The sequence below is a fragment of the Streptomyces sp. S6 genome, assembly GCF_054880855.1.
In genome coordinates this window covers 1-13997 of the sequence record NZ_JBTYMC010000173.1, presented here as the reverse complement: position 1 = coordinate 13997, position 13997 = coordinate 1, and the positions used below count along the sequence as shown (strand labels likewise).

Here is a 13997-nt window from a genome sequence, read left to right as displayed (position 1 = left end):
CGGCGGCTCGCGTCGGCCCCGCGCGTGGAGCTCGCGGTGGTGGACTCGGCGCTGGCCGGGCTCGCCGTACCGGCGACCGAGCGGGCGGATGTCAAGGCGCTGGTGTCGGTGCCGCGCGGGAGCACGCAGCGGCTGCCGCGCGGTGAGGTCCTGCGGCTGTTCCTGCACTGGACGCAGCCCGCACGCACGCGCGTGGACCTCGATCTGTCGGTCGCCCTGTTCGACGAGGACTGGGAGTACATCGGCCTGTGCGACTACACGCGCCTCGTCCACGGCGAGCGCTGGGCGGTGCACTCCGGGGACCTGACGTCCGCTCCGGCGCCGGACGGGGCCACGGAGTACGTCGACCTGGACGTGGCCGCGCTGGGCGCGCACGGCGTGCGGTACGCGCTGCCGGTGGTGTTCAGCTTCGGCAACGTCCCCTTCGAGCGGCTCCTAAACGCCTTCTCGGGGTTCATGACGCTGCCGTCGGCGTCCGAGGAGGCGCGCGACGCGTCGTACGACCCCCGGACGGTGCGTCAGCGGTACGACCTCGTCGGGAACTCCCGTATCCATGTGCCGATGCTGGTGGACCTGCGGGAGCGGACGTTCCTGTGGGTGGATCTGCACCTGTCGGGCTCCGAGGGGTTCCACAGTGTCCGGCGGCACTCGCGGGCGCTGGGGCGGGCGGGGCGGGATCTGCACCGGTACTTCGCGTCGGGGCGGTCGACGCTGTGGGACCTGACGGTGTGGCACGCGTGTGCGCGTGCGCCTGAGGTGACGGTGATCCGGCGTGCGCCGGTGCCGGGAGCGCTCGACGAGCTGTGGCACTACCGGCGCCGGGACGGGGAGCCGGCGGTGGGGTTCGCCGCGCGGGTGCGCGCGCTGGACGCGCCGGACCGTCAGGAACCGGCCCTGGACGCGGACGCGGCGGCGTCTCAACTGGCCGCGAAGAAGCGGGTGTTGCTCGGTCTGGTGCACGGCGGGGTGGCGCCGGAGGGGGCGAGCGGCGAGGTGTACCGGCTGCTGCCGGGGCCGGTCGACGGGGCGGGGCTGACGCCGCTCGCGGCGGGGGATCTGGTGGCCGCCCTGGGGTGAGGGCCGGGGTGAGGGGGCGGGGCTGTCGGTGCGGGCCCGTATCCTCAGGGACCATGCTCGAAGACCGTACGCTCACCGCCTCGTCGCCCACCGATTGGCCCGACGCGTACCCGCAGGGGTACGCGGTGGTCGACGTGGAGACCACCGGGCTCGCCCGGGACGACCGGATAGTGTCCGCGGCGGTCTACCGGCTGGACGCGCGCGGGGAGGTCGAGGACCACTGGTACACGCTGGTCAACCCGGAGCGCGACCCGGGGCCGGTGTGGATCCACGGTCTGACGAGCGACGTCCTCGAAGGGGCGCCGCTCTTCACGGAGGTCGCGGAGGAGTTCTCGCGGCGCCTCGACGGGCGGGTGCTCGTCGCGCACAACGCGGTGTTCGACTGGCAGATGATCGCCCGGGAGTACGCACGCGCGCAGGGCCGGGCGCCGGTGCGGCAGCGGCTGTGCACGATCGCGCTGAGCAAGGAGCTGGCGCTGCCGCTGCCCAACCACAAGCTGGAGACGCTGGCCGCGCACTTCGGTGTCGTGCAGCAGCGCGCGCACCACGCGCTGGACGACGCGCGGGTGCTCGCGGAGGCGTTCCGGCCGAGTCTGCGGGCCGCTGCCTCGCGCGGGGTGCGGCTGCCGTTGCACGAGTGCCGTCCGCTGACGGAGTGGCAGGACCGGCCCGCGCCGGGGGCGTCTGCGTCGTCGTCCCCGTGGATCGGGCGGCAGGGCGGCGGCTACGGGCAGCCGTCGAGCTGGCGGCCGTCCCGCAAGCGGCCCGCGTGCCCGTACCCGAACCCGGGCCGGTTCGAGGACGGCAAGCCGTTGAAGCAGGGCATGCGGGTCGCGTTCTCGGGTGACACGTCGACCGAGCGGGATCTCCTGGAGGACCGCGCGGTGGAGGCCGGTCTGCACGTCTCCACGAGCATCTCCCGGCTCACGAGCCTCCTGGTGACCAACGACCCCGACTCGGGCACGTCGAAGGTCGTCAAGGCCCGGCAGTTCGGGACGCCGGTGGTCGACGAGGCCGCTTTCGGTCAGCTCCTGCGTGATGTGGAGGCGGCGGACGCCGACAGGCCCTGACCCTGCCGGGGGCCTGCCGGGGGGCGGGTTGTACCGTCGTGGGGTGTACCGCTTCCTGTTGTCCCGGCAGTGGGTGATCCTCACGCTGGTCGCCCTCGTCCTCATCCCTACGATGATCCGGCTGGGCATCTGGCAGATGCACCGGTACGAGATGCGGCACGCCCGCAACGAGCTGGTGGCGAGCGCGCTGCGCGCGGATCCGGTGCCGGTGGAGAAACTGACGTCCCCGGGGCACGCCGTCACCCGCGCGGAGCGGTACCACTCGGTGACGGCGGTCGGCCGGTTCGACACCGCGCGCGAGGTCGTCGTCCGCCGCCGGGTGAACGCGGACGACGAGGTCGGGTTCCACGTCCTGACGCCGCTGGTGCTGGCGGACGGGAAGGTCGTCCTGGTCAACCGGGGCTGGATCCCCGCGGACGGCATCAGTCAGACGGCGTTCCCGAAGATCCCGGCGCCGCCCGCCGGGCAGGTCACCGTCACCGGCCGGCTCATGCCGGACGAGACGACCGCTGCCAGCGGTATCAAGAACCTCAAGGGGCTGCCCGACCGGCAGATCATGCTGATCAGCAGCGCTCAGGAGGCGTCCCGCCTGCACGCCTCGGTCCTGGGCGGCTACCTGGTCCTCACCGCCCCCGAGCCCCAGGCCGGCACCCCCGAACTGATCGGCAAACCCGGCGACGAGAACGCCGCCCTCAACTACGCCTACGCCATCCAGTGGTGGCTCTTCGCCGCCGGCGTCCCCTTCGGCTGGTTCGTCCTCGTCCGCCGCGAACTCCGCGACCGCGCGGAGAAGGCGGCACAGCCGAACACCACCGACGCCCCGGAGAAACCGGAACCGGCGACGGTGTGACCGGCGCGCGCGTGCGTGACAGCCGCACCCGATCGCGTGCCGGGGAGGACTGCCACCCGGCGTGACCCGCACGCTGCGACAGCCGAGCGCCCCGGCGGGCGGGCAGCGAGGCGTAAGCCCTCGCACGCGCGCGGTGGTGCACCTCCGAGAAGCCGCCCCTCCCCCACCCACCCCTTGACCCGCCCGAGCGCCCCCTGATTGCCGTCGCCCCCTCCGGGAAACCGGTCATTCATGCACTCGCGTATCGAGGACTACGCCGTCGTGGGCGACGAGCAGACCGCTGCCCTGATCGGCCGGGACGGGTCTGTCGACTGGCTCTGTCTGCCGCGTTTCGACTCGGGGGCCTGTTTCGCCAGGCTGTTGGGGGACGAGGAGAACGGGCACTGGAGGATCGCGCCGAAGGGGGTGGAGGGGGCGTGCACCCGGCGGTCGTACCGGGGGGACACGCTGGTGCTGGACACGGAGTGGGAGACGGGGGACGGCGCCGTCCGGGTGACGGATCTGATGCCGCAGCGGGACCGGGCGCCGGATCTGGTGCGGATCGTGGAGGGGCTGCGGGGCCGGGTGACGGTGCGGAGCACGCTGCGGCTGCGGTTCGACTACGGGGCGATCGTGCCGTGGATGCGCCGCTCGGACGGTCACCGGGTCGCCGTCGCGGGTCCCGACTCGGCGTGGCTGCGCAGTGAGCCTCTGGTGCGCACGTGGGGGGAGGACTTCGGGACGCACTCGGAGTTCGAGGTCGCCGAGGGCGAGCGGGTGGCGTTCGTCCTCACCTGGCACCCCTCGCACGAACCGCATCCGGCCCGTGTGGACCCGTACGAGGCTCTCGCGGCGTCGTTGGAGGACTGGGGCGCCTGGGCGGCCCGTTGCCGCTACAAGGGGCCGTACAGGGCCGCCGTGACCCGTTCCCTGATCACGCTGAAGGCGCTGACGTACGCGCCGACGGGCGGGATCGTCGCCGCGGTCACCACCTCTCTGCCGGAGGAGCCGGGCGGCGTGCGGAACTGGGACTACCGGCACTGCTGGCTGCGCGACTCGACACTCACCCTGGACGCCCTGCTGTCCGCCGGCTACCACGAGGAGGCCGAGGCGTGGCACCGCTGGCTGCTGCGCGCGGTCGCGGGCGACCCGGCGGACCTCCAGATCATGTACGGCGTGGCGGGCGAGCGCCGGCTGCCGGAACTGGAGCTGCCGTGGCTGTCCGGCTACGAGGCCTCGCGCCCCGTCCGCATCGGCAACGGCGCCGTCCGCCAGCTCCAGCTGGACGTGTACGGCGAGGTCATGGACTGCCTGGCGCTGGCCCGCGACGCGGGGCTCCCCGCGCGCCCGCACGTGTGGGCGTTGCAGCGGTCGCTGATGGAGTGGCTGCGCGAGAACTGGCGGCAGCCCGACGAGGGGCTGTGGGAAGTGCGGGGCGGGCGGCGGCACTTCACGCACTCGAAGGTGATGGTGTGGGTCGCCGCCGACCGCGCGGTGCGCGCCCTGGAGTCCCACCCGAAGCTGCGCGGCGACCTCGACGGCTGGCGCGAGCTGCGTGACACCGTGCACCGGGAGGTGTGCGAGCGCGGCTACGACGCGGCCCGCAACACCTTCACGCAGTCCTACGGGTCGGCCGAGCTCGACGCCTCGCTCCTGCTGATCCCGCGCGTGGGTTTCCTCCCCGGCGACGACCCGCGCGTGATCGGCACGGTCGACGCGGTCCGCGCGGAGCTGGGCCACGAGGGCCTGCTGCACCGCTACAGCACCGACACCGCGACCGTCGACGGCCTCCCCGGCTCCGAGGGGACGTTCCTGGTCTGCTCGTTCTGGCTCGTCGACGCCCTGCGCCTGACCGGCCGCCGCGAGGAGGCGCTCGCCCTGTTCGAGCGGCTCGTGGGCCTCGTCAACGACGTCGGTCTGCTCGCCGAGGAGTACGACCCCGCCGCCGGCCGTCAGCTCGGCAACTTCCCGCAGGCGTTCAGCCATATCGGGCTGGTCACCTCGGCCCTCGCCCTGTTCGGCGGCGAGGAGGCAGGATAGGGGCCATGGATCTTGGACTGAAGGACCGGGTGTACGTCGTCACCGGGGCCACGCGCGGGCTCGGCAACGCGGTCGCGCGCGAGCTGCTGGCGGACGGCGCGAAGGTGGTCGTCTCCGGGCGGGACGCCGAGCGGGTCGCCGAGGCGGCGCGGGAACTCGGGGGTGACGCCGTCGGGGTCGCCGTCGACAACGCCGACCCCGAGGCGCCGGGCCGGCTCGTCGCCGCCGCGCGGGAGGCGTTCGGCGGGTTCGACGGGATCCTCGTCAGCGTGGGCGGTCCGCCGCCGGGGTTCGTCGCGGACAACACGGACGCGCAGTGGGAGGCTGCGTTCGAGTCGGTGTTCCTCGGCGCGGTACGCCTCGCGCGCGCGGCTGCGGCCGAGCTGGAGGAGGGCGGCGTCATCGGGTTCGTGCTGTCCGGGTCCGTCCACGAGCCGATCCCCGGGCTGACGATCTCCAACGGGCTGCGGCCGGGGCTCGCCGGGTTCGCGAAGTCCCTCGCGGACGAACTGGGCCCCCGGGGCATCCGCGTCGTCGGCCTGCTGCCCGCCCGTATCGACACGGACCGGGTGCGCGAGCTGGACGGCATGTCCGCCGACCCGGAGGCGACGCGCGCCGCGCACGAGGCGCGGATCCCGCTGCGGCGCTACGGGCGCCCCGAGGAGTTCGGGCGCACCGGGGCGTTCCTGCTGTCACCGGCGGCCTCGTACCTGACGGGGATCATGGTGCCGGTGGACGGCGGGATGCGGCACGGGTTCTGAACGTCGGCCTCCGCGCGTCAGCTGACCCGTTCCGCCCGGTGCTTCCTCGCCCGCATCCGTACCTCCGCCGGAAGCGCCTTCAGGGCGGCCGAGTCCCGTGCGTGGGTGAGTGATTCGGCGATGAAGCGCCTCAGGGCCTCGCCCGGGGCCGCGTGGGGTTCCACTCTCAGGTGGACCTGCGTCTGAGGGGCGTCCCGGCGTCCGGTGAGGTGCACGCGTGCGTGGGCGACGCCTTCGAGGTGGGCCGTCTCGGTGGCGAGGACGTTCTCCAGGGCGCTGCCCCTCAGGAGGGCCGACTCGCCGTCGCCGGTGTCGACGAGGATCTCGCCCAGGCGCCGGCGCCGCAGGTTCGCCGTCAGCCACCACAGGGCGAGCAGCACCAGCACGGCGAGCACCCCGATGACGGTCGGCCACCACCAGTTGTCGTCACGCCACCGGGTGCGCCGGGCCGCCGTCAGGAGGACGTCGTGGCGGTCGCGGTGCCACCACTTCGCGCCGAGGCCGGTCGCGAGGACCGAGCCGCCGAGGGCGAGCAGGGCGAGACCGGTGAGGCCGAGCAGGACGCGGTTGACGGTGCGGAGCATCGGGGTCAGCCCTTCTTCTGCGCGGGGCGGCGGACGTGGACCGTCAGCGCCGGGGGGTGCGCCAGGCCGAGGCCGTCGAGGGCGACCCCGAGGGTCGCCGACAGGTCCTCGTGGACGTCGTCCAGGTCCCGGAAGTGCGACACCGCGCGGACGTCGATACGGCGCCGTCCCATCCGTACGTGGGCGGACTGGACGCCGGACACCTCGATCGCGCGGTCGCGCAGGACGAGGGCGGCGGCATCGCGGTGCAGCCCCGCGCGGACGTCCGGGTGCGCCCTGCGCATCGGCAGGACGTCCCGGTGCCCCGGGGCCACGGCCAGGAGCAGGAGCAGCGCGCCGAGGGCGACGGCGACGCCCGCCCCGGTGAGCACCCAGGTGTCGTCCAGGGGCCGCTGGGCGAGCTGGTGGGCCAGTTCGCGGCGCCAGCGCATCGCGGGCCGGTCGGCGCGGACGGCGGCGACGTCGTACAGGAGCGCGCCGGACGCCGCCAGGACGAGGACGGCCGTGAGGGCGGCCGGGGTGCGGCGGGTGGACCAGAAGCGGTGCGCACCCGTGTCCTGCGGCTCCTTCTCCAGGACCACCGGCAGCCGCTGGGTCGTTCCTTCACTGCCTCGGGGTTCACTCATCGCGTCCTCCCGTGTGCCTCGCTGGGTGGAGCCGTTCGACGGTGACGGCGACGTCCCGTACGTCCGTCCCCACCAACGCGCGTACCCGCTCGGCCACGTTTCGACGCACCTCGCGGCAGCGCGCGCCGATGTCGGTGGGGTAGCCGAGTTCGAGGAAGACGCGCACGCGCGCGTGGTCGTGCGAAACGACGACCATGGCGTGCGGGGGCGCCGCGTCGGGCGGGAGGGGGCCGAGGGCCTCGCGGGCCGCCTGGGAGGCGATCTTCGCGACCACCCGGTCGGCGATCCGGGTCGCCCCGCGGTCCCCCGGCGCGACGGTGGACGTCATCGGCGCCGGTCGTCACGCGAGCGCAGGAAGTCGCCGAGGTCCAGGTCCCCCTCCAGGAACCGGCCGACGACGAACCCGATGGCGCCGAGAGCGGCCACCAGGAGGAAGGCGCCGAACCCGCCGAAGTACCCGGCGAAGCCCAGCGCCATGCCGGCGATCATGCCGATCACGGCTCTGCTCATCTGTCGTCCCTCCGCGTCGCTGTCGCTGGAGCCGGCTTCACTGGATCCGCGGTTCCTGCTCGTCGTCCTCCTCGTCCGGGAGCTTCACGTCGCTGACCGCGATGTTGACCTCGACGACCTCCAGACCGGTCATCCGCTCGACGGCGGCGATCACGTTCTCGCGCACCGCGCGGGCGACGTCGGCGATGGAGACGCCGTAGTCGACGACGATCTCCAGGTCCAGCGCGGTCTGCACCTCGCCGACCTCCGCCTTCACGCCGCGCGAGACGGACTTGGAGCTGCCGGGGACGCGGTCGCGGACGGCGCCGAAGGTGCGGCTGAGGCCGCTGCCCATGGCGTGCACGCCGACGACGTCCCGTGCCGCGAGCCCCGCGATCTTCTCGACGACGCCGTCCGCGATCGTCGTCCGTCCCCTGGTCGCGGGGTCGCCGCCACCGCGTTTGACGGCCTTGCGCGCCGCCTGGTCACTCTCGCCGACGGGGTTGTGTGTCGTGTCCGTCATGGTCCGTAGGTCCCTTCCGGTCGGCCTCCTCGACGAGACCCACCGTAAGCGCGGTTTCCCCGTGGCGCTCCAGGGATGCGGCAGGCTGGAGGAATGACTGCGGAGCAGCACTGGCGGCACACGGTCCGACAGCACCTCGGACTCGGCAGGTATCTCCCCCTCGGCGGCCCTCGCGACGGCTGCTGGATCGCGGAGAGCGCGGCGGACACGGCCCTGCGGCGGGCGGTGACGGGACACGTCCGGGGCGTCCGTCTGGGCCCCCTGCGGCTGGCGCTCACCGCGCCCGAGAACGCCCCCGCCCCCGTCGTCCCGCCACCCCCGAGCGCCCTCCCTCCGGGTCCCCTGAGGCTCTCCGCCGACTTCTCGGCCCTCCCCGCAGAGCCCTTGCCGACGGCCGCCGCGCGCCTGCGTGCCGCCCTCGCGCGGAGCGCGGCCGAGGGGATCGGCCTGGTCGTGACGGAGATCGACCTGCGGGTGACGGAACTGCTGCCGGAGGACGCCCCCGAGGACACCCCCGTCCCGCTCCCTGCCTGGTCGGGTCCTGCGGACGACGCGCTCGCCGGGGTGACGGGGGTGCTGGGCGGGTCCCTCCACGTCGAGGAACGGGACGGCCACCAGTCGCTGCCGGACCTCCACGCGCGCGTGGAGATCGCCGTCCGCGCGGACCTGCGCACCCTGGAGGTGGCCAGGGAGGCCCGCGCGGCGGTCCAGCGGCTGCCGGGGAGCCCTACGGCGGCGGTGCTGGTGATCGCCGTGGGCTGAGGCGCCGGTGCGCTACTCCCCCAGCCCCGCCAGGTCCTTCAGCCGCCGCGCCTGGGCCGCGCGTTCGGCGGCGCGCTGGTCGTCGTAGGAGCGGCCGGCGGCGCCCTGGAGGAGCGCCTTGGTCTCGACGACGGCGTCGCGGGGGGCGGAGAGGAGGGCGGCCGTGAGGGTTTCGACGGCCGTGTCGAGGTCACCCGCGGGGACGACCGTGTTGGCGAGGCCGATGCGGAGGGCCTCCTCGGCGTGGACGTAGCGGCCGGTGAGGCAGATCTCGGCGGCGCGGCCGTAGCCGACGAGGGAGACCAGGGGGTGGGTGCCGGTGAGGTCGGGGACGAGGCCGAGGCTGGTCTCGCGCATGGCGAACTGCACGTCGTCGGCGACGACGCGCAGGTCACAGGCGAGAGCGAGCTGGAAGCCCGCGCCGATGGCGTGGCCCTGGACGGCGGCGATCGAGACGACGTCGCTGCGCCGCCACCAGGTGAAGCCCTCCTGGAACCCGGCGATGGCGTCGTCGAGTTCGGCGTCACCGCTGCGCGCGAGGTCGATGAAGGACGGTTCGCCCTCGATGCCCTCGGGCGTGAACATCTGCCGGTCGAGCCCGGCGGAGAAGGACTGGCCCTCGCCCCGCAGCACGACGACCCGGACGGAGCCCGGCAGTGCCCGCCCGGCCTCGGCGAGCGCCCGCCACATCGCGGGGCTCTGCGCATTGCGCTTGGCCGGGTTGGTCAGCGTCACCGTCGCGAGCGCGTCCTCGACGGTGAGCCGTACGCCGTGCTTGTCGAGTGCCGGTGCGAGCGAAGCCATGGGGCGCCTCCGATGGGTGCGGTCACCTCAGTTGAACGTAAGTGACTGCACAGTAACCACCCGGTCGATCGATACGCCGACCGGGTGGCCACCATCGAAGACGATGGCCGCCCGGCCTCAGGACGAGGCGGCCTTCTTGCCGCGGGTCGCACCGCCACGCCCACGGAGCGTGACGCCCGACTCGCTGAGCATCCGGTGCACGAAGCCATACGAGCGGCCGGTCTCTTCGGCCAGCGCCCGGATACTCGCACCGGAGTCGTACTTTTTCTTCAGGTCTGCCGCGAGCTTGTCGCGCGCGGCGCCGGTCACCCGGCTGCCCTTCTTCAGAGTCTCGGCCACCCGTGCCTCCTCATGGGAAGTGCGCTCTTGGTCCCCTCATGATCACCCCTTCCGGGCTTCCTGGCCACCCATTCGGCAAGGTCGGTGGACGAGGGTTTTGACGACAGGAGCACGTCCCCACAATCGGAAGCGGGGATTCCGCACTGCGACGTCCGTCGGGTCGAACACCACTTTGCGTGAACACGCAGGTCAGAGAGACACGACGGCCGACCCCCCGACGACGCTTGTCGACAAAGGGATCGGCCGTGAAAAGCGGAACGGACACACCTCGATACGAGGAGATCTCACACAGATGATGGATCACCGGTAGGCCGAATGATCCATACTCAGTGGATCATCCATTCGATCAAGCCAGGGCGACGAGATCCGCGTAGTCCGCGCCCCACAGGTCCTCGACGCCGTCGGGCAGCAGGATGATCCGCTCGGGCTGGAGCGCCTCCACCGCGCCCTCGTCGTGCGTGACGAGGACGACGGCGCCCTTGTAGGTGCGCAGCGCGCCGAGGATCTCCTCGCGGGAGGCCGGGTCGAGGTTGTTCGTCGGCTCGTCGAGCAGCAGGACGTTCGCCGAGGAGACGACGAGCGTCGCGAGCGCGAGCCGGGTCTTCTCGCCACCGGAGAGCACGCCGGCCGGCTTGTCGACGTCGTCCCCGGAGAACAGGAACGAACCGAGCGTCTTGCGGACCTCGACGAGGTCCAGGTCGGGCGCGGAAGAGCGCATGTTCTCCAGGACAGTGCGCTCCGGGTCCAGCGTCTCGTGCTCCTGCGCGTAGTAGCCGAGCTTGAGGCCGTGCCCGGGGACGACCTCGCCGGTGTCGGGTGTCTCGACGCCGCCGAGGAGGCGCAGCAGCGTCGTCTTGCCCGCGCCGTTGAGGCCGAGGATGACGACGCGGGAGCCCTTGTCGATGGCGAGGTCGACGTCCGTGAAGATCTCCAGGGAGCCGTACGACTTCGACAGGCCCTCCGCCATCAGCGGCGTCTTGCCGCAGGGCGCGGGCTCGGGGAAACGGAGCTTGGCGACCTTGTCGGAGACGCGGACGGCCTCCAGGCCGGACAGCAGCTTGTCCGCGCGGCGGGCCATGTTCTGCGCGGCGACCGTCTTGGTGGCCTTGGCGCGCATCTTGTCGGCCTGCGCGTTGAGCGCGGCGGCCTTCTTCTCGGCGTTCTGCCGCTCGCGCTTGCGCCGCTTCTCGTCGGCCTCGCGCTGCTGCTGGTAGAGCTTCCAGCCCATGTTGTAGACGTCGATCTGGGCGCGGTTGGCGTCCAGGTAGAACACCTTGTTGACGACCGTCTCGACGAGGTCCACGTCGTGGGAGATGACGATGAAGCCGCCGCGGTAGGTCTTCAGGTAGTCCCGCAGCCAGACGATGGAGTCGGCGTCGAGGTGGTTCGTGGGCTCGTCGAGCAGGAGGGTGTCCGCGTCGGAGAACAGGATGCGGGCCAGCTCCACGCGGCGGCGCTGACCGCCGGAGAGCGTGTGCAGGGGCTGGCCGAGGACGCGGTCGGGGAGGTTCAGGGCGGCGGCGATCGTCGCGGCCTCGGCCTCGGCGGCGTACCCGCCCTTGGTGAGGAACTCGGTCTCCTGGCGCTCGTACTGGCGCAGCGCCTTCTCGCGGGTGGCGCCCGAGCCGTTCGCGATGCGCTGTTCGTTCTCGCGCATCTTGCGGATCAGGGTGTCGAGTCCGCGCGCGGAGAGGATGCGGTCGCGGGCGAGGACGTCGAGGTCGCCGGTGCGGGGGTCCTGGGGGAGGTAGCCGACCTCGCCGGAGCGGGCGACCTGCCCCGCGGCGGGCTGGCCCTCGCCGGCCAGGACCTTCGTCAGCGTCGTCTTCCCGGCGCCGTTGCGCCCGACGAGGCCGATGCGGTCGCCCTTGGCGACGCGGAACGTGGCGCTCTCGATGAGGATGCGGGCACCGGCGCGCAGTTCGATACCGGAGGCGGAGATCACGGACAGACTCCAGGGCGTGATGGGGTGGCTGGACGAGGGTTGCGGACGATCCCGTCGTCTAATGCGCGAGGAGAATGGCCATGAGGTCAGTCTAACGGGGGGCCGCAAGCGCTTTTACGGTCTCGTGGGTTGCGCCGTCCGGGGGACCCCGACTGTGCGGCGCTCCCGGCCGCACGGCAGGCTGGGCGCATGCAGTTCGACGACGACGCCCCGCTGGACACCTCCGAAGTGCAGGACGCGCGCGGGAGCCGTATCCCGGGCGGAAGGGCCACCGTGGGCGGCGGGATCGCCGGGGTGATCGTCCTCCTGCTGGCGCTCTTCCTCGGGGTCGGCCCCGATCAGCTCGGCCTCTCCTCGGGGAGCGACGAGCCGGCCGCGACCGCCTCCTCGGCGGGCCAGGTGCAGCAGACGTGCCACAGCGGGCGGGACGCCAACACCAAGGACGACTGCCGGATCGTGGCCGTCGTCAACAGCTTGCAGGACTACTGGAGCGCCGAGTTCCGCGAGCGCGGCGGGACGTACACGCCGTCGCAGACCAAGCTGTTCACCGGGCGCGTGAACACGGCGTGCGGGGCGGCCACCTCGGCCGTCGGGCCGTTCTACTGCCCCGGCGACCGCAAGGTCTATCTGGACCTCGGGTTCTTCGACGAGCTGCGGACGAAGTTCGGGGCGAGCGGCGGGGCCTTCGCCCAGGCGTACGTCGTCGCGCACGAGTACGGGCACCACGTGCAGAACCTCCTCGGCACCCTCAGGCGGTCGCAGGACGGGCGTACGGGCGCGAACAGCAACGCGGTGAAGGTCGAACTCCAGGCGGACTGCTACGCGGGGGTGTGGGCGCGGCACGCGACGACCACGAAGGACCCGAAGACCGGGCGGCCCCTGATGACGAACCTCACGGACACCGACATCCGGGACGGCCTCGACGCGGCTGCCGCCGTCGGGGACGACCGGATCCAGGAGAGGTTCCAGGGGCGGGTCACGCCGGAGTCGTGGACGCACGGGTCGGCGCAGCAGCGGCAGCAGTGGTTCCACACGGGGTACAGCAGCGGCGACATGGGGCGGTGCGACACGTTCCGCTGAGGGGGCTCCTCCGGCTTCCGGGGCCGTTGTCAGAGGCGGGTGCCAGACTGGTCCGCAGGTGACATTCCGGCAGGAAAACCCAGGGAGTGGTCGGCATGGCAGGAGTGGTCAGCGGGCGTCCCAGCATCTGCCCGACGGTGCTGTACAGCGACGCGAAGGCGGCGATCCGGCAGCTCACGGAGGCGTTCGGCTTCTCGGAGCTGACGGTGTACGAGGGCGAGGGCGGCGTGGTCCTGCACGCCGAACTGGTGTACGGCAACGGCGTGGTGATGCTCGGCTCGAAGGGGCGCGGCGGCGTGTTCGACACGGCGATGAAGAGCGCGGGCCCGACGGGCACGTACGTCGTCGTGGACGACGTGGACGCCCATCACCGCCGGGCCGTCGAGCAGGGCGCGGAGATCCTGATGCCGCCGACGGACCAGGACTACGGCGCGCGGGACTACATGGCCCGCGACCTGGAGGGCAACGTGTGGTCGTTCGGGACGTACGCGCCGGAGATCAGGGGGTGAGGGTACGGGGGCGGCGGGGGACGCCCCCGGCAGGTCAGCTCCCCCCGGTGTGCACCTGGAACGCCGCCCGCCGGACGGCCTTGGCGAGCGCCGGGTCGGGGTGGGCGGCGGCGAGGGCGACCAGGACCTGGACGGTGCGGGGATGGCCGACGGCGCGGACCTCGTTGAGGAGCCCGGGGACGGTCGGCTGGAGGGCCGACTCCAGGTGGCGCACCAGCATCGGCGCCTCACCGTGGTCGGCGACGGCGGCGGCGGTGTCGACCCACAGCCAGGTGGCCTCCTCCCGGGTGAGGACCTCGTGCGCGTCCTCCGGGTCCACGCCGTCGTGCTCGGCGAGCCACAGCAGGGCGTACGGCCGCAGCGCGGGTTCGTCGACGACGGCGCGGACGTCCGGCTCGGCGGGGGCGCCGACGACGCGCAGCGCCTCGAAGGCGAGCCCCCGCAGCAGCCGACGCGTCGAGTCTGCCCTTCCTTGCGTCTATACGCAAATAAAGACGCGAGGCTCTTTCCCGCCTTTTACCCGAAGAGAGGCAGGCCCGGCGCTCGCCCATGCGCCGGG

At 72.8% G+C, this 13997-nt stretch carries 16 protein-coding genes and 1 pseudogene; 8 read left to right on the top strand and 9 right to left on the bottom strand.

All coding sequences use genetic code 11. The annotated features are described in order from the left end of the window. From ACVNF4_RS22545 to ACVNF4_RS22525, 5 genes are all read left to right on the top strand, one after another. Nucleotides 1-1077: TerD family protein (locus tag ACVNF4_RS22545; protein WP_461804678.1), on the top strand; the 1077-nt coding region annotated here is incomplete at its 5' end. A 53-nt stretch (nt 1078-1130) separates the two neighbouring features. Further along, complete coding sequence (locus tag ACVNF4_RS22540; RefSeq protein ID WP_461804677.1) at nt 1131-2147, top strand: DEDDh family exonuclease; 1017 nt, start codon at nt 1131-1133, stop codon at nt 2145-2147. A 43-nt stretch (nt 2148-2190) separates the two neighbouring features. Continuing rightward, nucleotides 2191-2997 (top strand): SURF1 family cytochrome oxidase biogenesis protein, encoded by an 807-nt coding sequence (locus ACVNF4_RS22535; RefSeq protein WP_461804676.1) that lies wholly within the window; start codon nt 2191-2193, stop codon nt 2995-2997. 231 nt (nt 2998-3228) lie between these two features. Then, the gene (locus ACVNF4_RS22530) at nt 3229-5016 is read left to right on the top strand and encodes a glycoside hydrolase family 15 protein (RefSeq protein ID WP_461804675.1); all 1788 of its coding nucleotides are present in this window, start codon (nt 3229-3231) and stop codon (nt 5014-5016) included. A gap of 5 nt (nt 5017-5021) precedes the next feature. Further along, complete coding sequence (locus tag ACVNF4_RS22525; protein WP_461804674.1) at nt 5022-5777, top strand: SDR family oxidoreductase; 756 nt, start codon at nt 5022-5024, stop codon at nt 5775-5777. A gap of 17 nt (nt 5778-5794) precedes the next feature. Here the strand turns inward: ACVNF4_RS22525 and amaP are convergent, their stop codons facing one another. From amaP to ACVNF4_RS22500, 5 genes are read right to left on the bottom strand one after another with little or no spacing between them, the layout of a single operon-like run. Continuing rightward, nucleotides 5795-6361, bottom strand: coding sequence for an alkaline shock response membrane anchor protein AmaP (gene amaP, locus ACVNF4_RS22520; protein WP_461804673.1), 567 nt, complete (start codon nt 6359-6361; stop codon nt 5795-5797). A 5-nt stretch (nt 6362-6366) separates the two neighbouring features. Continuing rightward, on the bottom strand, nt 6367-6987 hold the full coding sequence (locus tag ACVNF4_RS22515; protein ID WP_461804672.1) for a DUF6286 domain-containing protein: 621 nt from the start codon (nt 6985-6987) through the stop codon (nt 6367-6369). Then, entirely contained in the window at nt 6980-7315 is a 336-nt protein-coding gene (locus tag ACVNF4_RS22510) for an Asp23/Gls24 family envelope stress response protein (protein WP_461804671.1), read from the bottom strand. Before ACVNF4_RS22510 ends, ACVNF4_RS22515 begins: the two co-directional genes overlap by 8 nt. Then, on the bottom strand, nt 7312-7497 hold the full coding sequence (locus ACVNF4_RS22505; RefSeq protein ID WP_055722138.1) for a hypothetical protein: 186 nt from the start codon (nt 7495-7497) through the stop codon (nt 7312-7314). The genes ACVNF4_RS22510 and ACVNF4_RS22505 overlap by 4 nt, the downstream gene beginning before the upstream one ends. Before the next feature lie 37 nt (nt 7498-7534). Then, entirely contained in the window at nt 7535-7999 is a 465-nt protein-coding gene (locus tag ACVNF4_RS22500) for an Asp23/Gls24 family envelope stress response protein (RefSeq protein WP_461804670.1), read from the bottom strand. Between the two features lie 93 nt (nt 8000-8092). Here ACVNF4_RS22500 and ACVNF4_RS22495 point away from each other — a divergent pair, with 93 nt between their 5' ends. After that, nucleotides 8093-8761: a nucleopolyhedrovirus P10 family protein gene (locus ACVNF4_RS22495; protein ID WP_461804669.1), complete on the top strand. Its 669-nt coding sequence runs from the start codon at nt 8093-8095 to the stop codon at nt 8759-8761. Nucleotides 8762-8773: 12 nt separating this feature from the next. Here the strand turns inward: ACVNF4_RS22495 and ACVNF4_RS22490 are convergent, their stop codons facing one another. The 3 genes from ACVNF4_RS22490 to ACVNF4_RS22480 form a co-directional block, all read right to left on the bottom strand. Then, nucleotides 8774-9565: an enoyl-CoA hydratase/isomerase family protein gene (locus ACVNF4_RS22490; protein ID WP_461804668.1), complete on the bottom strand. Its 792-nt coding sequence runs from the start codon at nt 9563-9565 to the stop codon at nt 8774-8776. A 117-nt stretch (nt 9566-9682) separates the two neighbouring features. Next, nucleotides 9683-9904: a helix-turn-helix domain-containing protein gene (locus tag ACVNF4_RS22485; protein WP_004002281.1), complete on the bottom strand. Its 222-nt coding sequence runs from the start codon at nt 9902-9904 to the stop codon at nt 9683-9685. 346 nt (nt 9905-10250) lie between these two features. Beyond that, the gene (locus tag ACVNF4_RS22480; protein WP_461804667.1) at nt 10251-11849 is read right to left on the bottom strand and encodes an ABC-F family ATP-binding cassette domain-containing protein; all 1599 of its coding nucleotides are present in this window, start codon (nt 11847-11849) and stop codon (nt 10251-10253) included. Nucleotides 11850-12038: 189 nt separating this feature from the next. Here ACVNF4_RS22480 and ypfJ point away from each other — a divergent pair, with 189 nt between their 5' ends. Together ypfJ and ACVNF4_RS22470 are read left to right on the top strand one after the other, a co-directional pair. Further along, nucleotides 12039-12929, top strand: coding sequence for a KPN_02809 family neutral zinc metallopeptidase (ypfJ, locus tag ACVNF4_RS22475; protein WP_461804666.1), 891 nt, complete (start codon nt 12039-12041; stop codon nt 12927-12929). A gap of 95 nt (nt 12930-13024) precedes the next feature. After that, complete coding sequence (locus ACVNF4_RS22470; protein WP_461804665.1) at nt 13025-13438, top strand: VOC family protein; 414 nt, start codon at nt 13025-13027, stop codon at nt 13436-13438. Nucleotides 13439-13472: 34 nt separating this feature from the next. Here the strand turns inward: ACVNF4_RS22470 and ACVNF4_RS22465 are convergent. Further along, nucleotides 13473-13886, bottom strand: a pseudogene (locus ACVNF4_RS22465) (hypothetical protein); the annotation flags it as partial. Nucleotides 13887-13997: the final 111 nt, after the last annotated feature.